Annotated in this window: 5 protein-coding genes; all 5 read left to right on the forward strand. The window is 57.7% G+C overall.

The features are described from left to right. Positions 1–3 precede the first annotated feature (3 nt). The 5 genes from AC3WQM_RS31500 (at position 4) to AC3WQM_RS31520 (ending at position 5,805) form a co-directional block, all read left to right on the forward strand. The gene (locus tag AC3WQM_RS31500) at positions 4–852 is read left to right on the forward strand and encodes a hypothetical protein (RefSeq protein WP_492683793.1); all 849 of its coding nucleotides are present in this window, start codon (positions 4–6) and stop codon (positions 850–852) included. Positions 853–862: 10 nt separating this feature from the next. Then, positions 863–3,613 carry a T6SS effector BTH_I2691 family protein gene (locus AC3WQM_RS31505; RefSeq protein ID WP_492683794.1) on the forward strand — a complete coding sequence of 917 codons (2,751 nt, stop codon included), beginning with the start codon at positions 863–865 and terminating at the stop codon, positions 3,611–3,613. A 2-nt stretch (positions 3,614–3,615) separates the two neighbouring features. Beyond that, positions 3,616–4,614, forward strand: a complete 999-nt coding sequence (locus AC3WQM_RS31510) for a DUF6708 domain-containing protein (RefSeq protein ID WP_492683795.1) — start codon at positions 3,616–3,618, stop codon at positions 4,612–4,614. 316 nt (positions 4,615–4,930) lie between these two features. Next, positions 4,931–5,290 (forward strand): hypothetical protein, encoded by a 360-nt coding sequence (locus tag AC3WQM_RS31515; RefSeq protein WP_492683796.1) that lies wholly within the window; start codon positions 4,931–4,933, stop codon positions 5,288–5,290. Beyond that, complete coding sequence (locus AC3WQM_RS31520; protein ID WP_492683797.1) at positions 5,287–5,805, forward strand: hypothetical protein; 519 nt, start codon at positions 5,287–5,289, stop codon at positions 5,803–5,805. The genes AC3WQM_RS31515 and AC3WQM_RS31520 overlap by 4 nt, the downstream gene beginning before the upstream one ends. Positions 5,806–6,083: the final 278 nt, after the last annotated feature.

Genomic DNA, 6,083 nt, shown 5'->3' on the forward strand with positions numbered 1-6,083 from the left:
GTCATGGACCATCGGTTTCTTTTTTCCCACGACTACGCGTTGGTCAACCCTTTGCAGGTTGAGACGCCTGCATGGGCGACCTGGCCTTTCAGGTCGATGGTGGTGCCCCAACTGGGCGCACAGGCTGTCGTGTTGCCCCATCTATTGAATCTGCGTGCCCTCTCGGAGGACGAGTCCACGGCGTTGTATGGGCAGCTTCTCCAATGGGAGCAAAACAACCCGGATCGACCCTTTTTTACCGGTCTGCTGCTCAGCGAGTTGTCTGAGGAGAGCGTGGTGATTCGCTTGGGAAAACAGTTCATGCTCCGTCGTTCGCCGCAAGAGCCTGTGCTGCTGCGTTGGTATGACCCTCGCGTTTTTTGTCATCTCTTGTGGTTGCTCGATGAAGCTCAGATGGCTCAATTGCTCGGACCGGTGCGTGCCTGGTCGTGGCGCGACGCCGCAGGCGCCTGGCACCAGTGCGTACGTGCAACGGGTTCCGCGAGCCTTACCCCGTTCAGTCCGAGTCCTGCGCAGTGGGCGACGCTGGGGCGCCTCGGGGTGTTGAATCGCATCTTGGTCTATTTGGCGAGAGAGCACCAAAGCCTCCAGGTGAAACCTGCACAGGTGGATCAATTGCTGGCCCAAGCCTATGAGACATGGGACATGGAGGATGAAGCAGACTGCCGCCTCTTTGTCGAGCAGGCACTGTGCGTTCATCTGGACATCCACCAGCATCCCGAAATGCGCATGCGTTTGCAGCAGGTGAAAAGACGCGAGTGCAGCTATAGCGGTGTTTGTGCCGATCTTGACCTGAGCGACTTGCGAAGCTTCGCGAATCACCAGCCTCGCCTGACGACCTTTAATGCTTGACGGAGTGCAAATGGCTTGCGACCCCTCTAAAAAATGTCCGATCTGCGACCAGCAAGGCTTGGTCTTCTTGCCGGTGCGCTACAACGTGGCGCGCACGGATGATGTTCCGGAAAAGGCCGCAGCACCGAACTTGAAGGCCCCTTTCAACGCATCGGACATCGAGTTGCCTGCGACCTATGCGAAGTACGCCCTTCGCCTCTTGCGAGCGGGTTTCCTCTATGTCTATAACGAAAAGCGCAGGGAGTGGAAGGGCTACGTCGTCAGCGACGATGCCCATCTGGTCGAGTACGACATGCATTCGGAACCACCGAAGCTCAGCGGGGCTCAACCCTGTGCGCGCATGGCCGCCCAGCAAACGGGGCGCTACTTGGTGATCCCTGATGCCCATCGACCGGAATTGCTGGGCAACATCTGGCTGGCCTTTTCATCCTGCGCATGGACAAAGGACACGTGGGACAAGCACAAGTCGCAAAAGCACCGGGAAATGCACATGCGCCGCATCGACGCGAAAGCATGGGCGACAAACGCCGCTGCGCAGCCGCATCTGGATGCCCTGTACGGCACCATGAACCAGGTGGCGGAATTTCACCTCGCCTCGGCCTACCAAACCATCACTCGCAGCGTGGATCATCTCCCGACGACGGCAACAGTTGTCGTGTACCCCGGCAATCAGCCGTTTGCTCATAGCCTCACAGATTGGGGGCCGTGGAATCGCATGCAGGTGGATGTACTTGCTACATCGGCTCGGGTCGCGGCAGGGCAAATCACTCCTGACGACAAGAAGCCACCACCGGGCTTGGTCGCGCTGGATGATCCCATCGGCTTGGCGGCAGACCTCAACCAGCTGATCATCCAGCAAGGGCTGGATTGGGTCGCCGAGCCGGAGCGGAAAGAGCGATTTGAAAGCGCGCAAAGTGTCATGGCCCTGCGGGAGGCCATCAAGAACGGCGCGGTGACTTCCGAAGAAGTCTCGCGTAAGGACCGAGCCTTGATGGGGCGCGCCGTGATGGGCACTCTTTTCGGTAGCGCTCACACCCAGCAGTTCGCTCGGCCCGTGCAGGAATGGGATGACGCCTGGTTCAAGGTGGAGGATGAAGAAGAGGTGCGACGGTTGGGGAGCGAGGCGTGGGAGAAATACCCCAAGCATCTCAAAGGCAGGAATGCCTACGAAACCTATCTCAATACGACCTACCCCGACGAGCTGAAAAAACTCAGCAGGGAGGTGCTCCAACCATTGGATACCGCCTTCGTCGCCTGGCTCGCCAGCGACACGCTCAAACGCCACATGATCTGCAACTTCGATCCGAAGAATGCCAGGAACGGCATGCAGTACCAGGAGGCTGCGGTACTCATTCTGAGCGACGCGCTGGGGCGTACGACGGTGTTTGAGCATATGTGCAAGGCGCTTCAGGAAGACCCAGAAAAACCCGAAGCCTTTTTCATGCGCGCCTTTGTATGGAACCAGGACGTTGCCATCAAGCAATGGAAGGTTGTCGCTGAAAGGCCTGCCGAACCTGCCGAATGGATGGCCATGACCGGCACTCTTTACAACGGGCTCAAGGACGCGATTGAAAAAGGTGCGGCTGGCGAACTCAACGGCGCCATGAGCGGCGCCGCCAAGTACATCTATCAATTGGCGGGGCCTCTTACTCGCATGATGGGCGATGTGGTGAACAGCGTTGCGGGTGAGGTCGCCATCCGGATGCCTCACAAGTTCCAACTGGCGCTCTTGGGCGCAGTGGCCAAGTCTGGCAACCCAAAGATGGAACTCATTGACTTGAGTGGCTATGCCCATCCCAAGCAGGCTACGCGCGCGGTCGCCGCACAACTGGCCATCAAGGCCGGCATGTCATCGTCGCAGAGCATGCGCAGTGCAGCGCGCACAGCGCTGGAGCCCAGCGTAAGCACGGACCGAGTCACCGGCGGCAAGCTGTTCAAGTTCAGCACGATCGTGCTGATGGAGAGCGACAAGCTAGACAGGATGAAGTCCATGGCCCAGCCGCTGAATCTGGAATCCAGGGTCATGCGCAGCGTGCGCGCTGACGCCGTGGCCCGAGCTGTACGTGTAGAAGATCTTGACCAATTGATGTATCACAGCGTGGGAAAGTTGGGCGGACTGGAATTCAAGACCGGTGTGGTGGCAGTCATTTTTGCTGGGGCCAGCTTGCCCAAGCTCATTGGCGATCAAGGCAAGGCTGCACCCGACGCCAAGCTCGCTACGACCACGGCACTCATTGCGGGCATCACGGCTTTGTTGGGCAATAGTGCGGAAATGGTGGGGACGCTGTCGAAAAACCTCCCCTGGGGCTCTCAGAAACTGGCGCAACCCTTGGGCCGGTTAATGCTCAACGCAGGCACGCGTGCGGAGATGGTCATTGCAGGCGGGAAATGGCTGGGGGCTATCGGCGCATTTGTAGCGGGAGCGCTAATGGTGAAGGACGGAATTAACGACTACAGCTTGAACAAGTCATATGGAATCGTCGTCAGCTTGATAGGGGTCGCGTCAATGGGGCTGGCAATTGCCGTGCTATTTGGCATAGCAATTCCTTTTTCCATCATCGCGTTCATTGTGGTCGCCATCGTCACAGTGGTAGTGGGATTTTTCAAGCCAGATGACATGGAGCGCTGGCTCGACAAGACCATGCACTGGGGAAAAAATGCCAGTGGAAAATTCTCCTCCATGACAGAACAGGGCAAGGCGATAAAGGCGCTTCGAGAAGCGGCTCATGCAGCAGCGCGTGAAGCGGCAAAGGCGGGCTGACCATGTTGACAGGCTGGTATCCACGGTTTTCCAAGAATCGCCCGCTGACTGTGCAGGAGAAAAGAGATCATTTGCCAATTGGGGAGAGGCAAAACGTCATACCTGAAGATGGCGTGGGGTTGACGCACTTCAATTCGACATGCATGGAGTTTGTGGATCGAAGTTTCAAAATAAAAGGAATGTCGGCAACGCTTGTGTTTGGCTTGTTCTCTCTTTTTTGTGTTGGCCTTTATTTTTATTTGGTTTGTTTGTTCTTTCGGGGTGGTGGCGGCGATTCCGTTGGGGAGGATGTTTTCATAAATATTCTCCAATTGGGATTTCTGTTGTTTCCACTTGGCATCTGGAGATACCTCCTTCGGTATGACCTGTTTGCGTATACCCATAACCCGGTCCGCTTCAACCGCAAGACCGGCAAGATTCACGTCTTTCGCGACAACGGGCCTGGCGGCGTACTGAGCGTGTCTTGGGGCGATCCCAGATTGCATTTCCACATTGGTCATGGCGCGCAGAACAAGGCGTTGCACGACCTGCGCTGCCACGTGCTCGATTCGAATCAATCGGTTCAAGACACTTTCACGGTGGGCCACAGCACCGATGAAGACCTGCGCATTCGGGAGCAATGGGAGTTCATCCGCCGCTACATGGAGCAGGGCCCGGCCGAGGTGGTGGATGACCCGCTCGATGGCGTCATCACCCTCTCACTCAAGCCCAGTTGGAAGAACTGCTACATGTGGGTGTGCTTTGCTTTGGGGCAAAGTCTGTTTCAGCTTCGGCGTGCGCTGTTCCCGTTGTATGGCTTGCTCACCTTGAGCCGTTGGCTGACCTTCAAGACCTGTAAGGAGCCCGTGTGGCCCGCCGACATAGAAGCTGAAGGTGTGATGGATCCAGGCGATCCGCACCATTGGCCTGAGCCCGAGTTCATGGGCGCCTTTGCTGAAGACAGCGCCATCTACCAGCGCGCCGTACGCAGGAACGAGTTGCGCAAGCAAGGGCAGCCGTGACGTTGGTCGCCGCTGTCAATCGCCGAAATGTCCCCGCCAACTTCGCCATGCATGCGACGACACGCTATCGAAGATGGGGCGCTGTCAGTGCTGCGGAGAAAAGCACGAGTACGGCTGCGATTTCAAATCACCCGAAGACCAATTCGACGGCACCAGTGGCGCGTGGCGCCCCGGGGAAACAAGCCGTCAGTGACCGAAGCGACCGGCACATTGTGAATGGGGGTTCATCGCAGACGGGCCAAGACGTTCCCCGATCTCGGCTCCGCGAACGCAGGTTCTTACCATTTGAGAAATTGCGCTGAGTTCAGGAAAACAAATGAAAGCGAATGTCGATCAAATCGATAGCAACGAATCCTTGAACGATCGGCCGCCGGTAGCACGTCAATTTTTCTTGGCGTTTCTGTACCTTCTGGCGTTCATCGCTTGTGGGTTGGCTGCTTGGTTCGCATTTTCGGCGAACGCCAAGGCAGCTTTGGTCTCGGGTATTGCTGCGTTGGTTTTGCAAGCGATTGCGCATTTCTACGCAAAAGCAACGGGCGCTTCGGCTGCCGAAGGCAGAGGTCGGGAATTGCAAGCAGGAGCTGACGTTATGGAGCTGTGCTCCGCTTGCTACGCACAAGTTCCGATGGAAGCACCGGCGTGTCCTCATTGTGGAAAACGCCGCCCCGTCTCATGAAGCGATTGCTCCTGCTTGTTGCGATGGTTGTAGCAGTCCTCGTTGCATCGGCGGTGGCCTATCGCGGCTATAGGGTGAACACGAGCACCTCCGATACATCCACCGCGGTATCGAGCGACGAGAGCCAGGCCCAGGGACGGCTGTTGGCGAAGCTTCGTTTTGATGCACCGTCCTTTGGCGATTGCTCGGTCCATGACGCGTGGCTGGAAAAGTCCTCCACGTTCGTGAAGCGCAGCTGGTTCGGAATCCGTCTTGGAAATGAAACTATTCCGACAGCCGCCATCCATGTGGTCCTCAACATTCCCAAAGATCCGTTCCTGCCTGCGCAGATATTGAGCTTCGATGAGACGAACCCGACCGCGTCCAGCCTGGGGTTGACCGGCTCGTTCACCCAGACCGTCACGATCAATGCCAAGCGCTACTGGCTGTTCGGATCGAACACCGTGTTTCCGCCGCCTGCGGTCATGACATTCAGCTGTGGCACAGCAAACGCACATGCAACGTTGGCGAACTAGGATTTTTCCGGTCCACGCGATGTCGATCGGCCAGCCCCTGAACCGACAGGGCGGGAAGATCGCGCGCGGCCATGCATCGAACGAAGGCCGGCGCGACCGGCACTGACACCAGGGAGGTGGATATCCATGTCATCAGACACATCAAGCAGCTTCATGCCGACGCCATGGAAGCTCGAAGGCCTGAACGTCGCGCGGCTCTCGGAGCAGGCGCGGCTCATCAAGCTGCAGCTGCCCGCGTCGGCGCCGCAGAACGCCGTCGTCGTCGAGCGCTTCACCGG

It is taken from the genome of Variovorax sp. FW301-JW7, assembly GCF_058788795.1.

What these genes read in the sequence shown, in the direction of transcription:
- AC3WQM_RS31500 (WP_492683793.1), top strand. Translation starts at nt 4, where the DNA reads ATGGACCATCGGTTTCTTTTTTCCCACGACTACGCGTTGGTCAACCCT.
- AC3WQM_RS31505 (WP_492683794.1), top strand. Translation starts at nt 863, where the DNA reads ATGGCTTGCGACCCCTCTAAAAAATGTCCGATCTGCGACCAGCAAGGC.
- AC3WQM_RS31510 (WP_492683795.1), top strand. Translation starts at nt 3,616, where the DNA reads ATGTTGACAGGCTGGTATCCACGGTTTTCCAAGAATCGCCCGCTGACT.
- AC3WQM_RS31515 (WP_492683796.1), top strand. Translation starts at nt 4,931, where the DNA reads ATGAAAGCGAATGTCGATCAAATCGATAGCAACGAATCCTTGAACGAT.
- AC3WQM_RS31520 (WP_492683797.1), top strand. Translation starts at nt 5,287, where the DNA reads ATGAAGCGATTGCTCCTGCTTGTTGCGATGGTTGTAGCAGTCCTCGTT.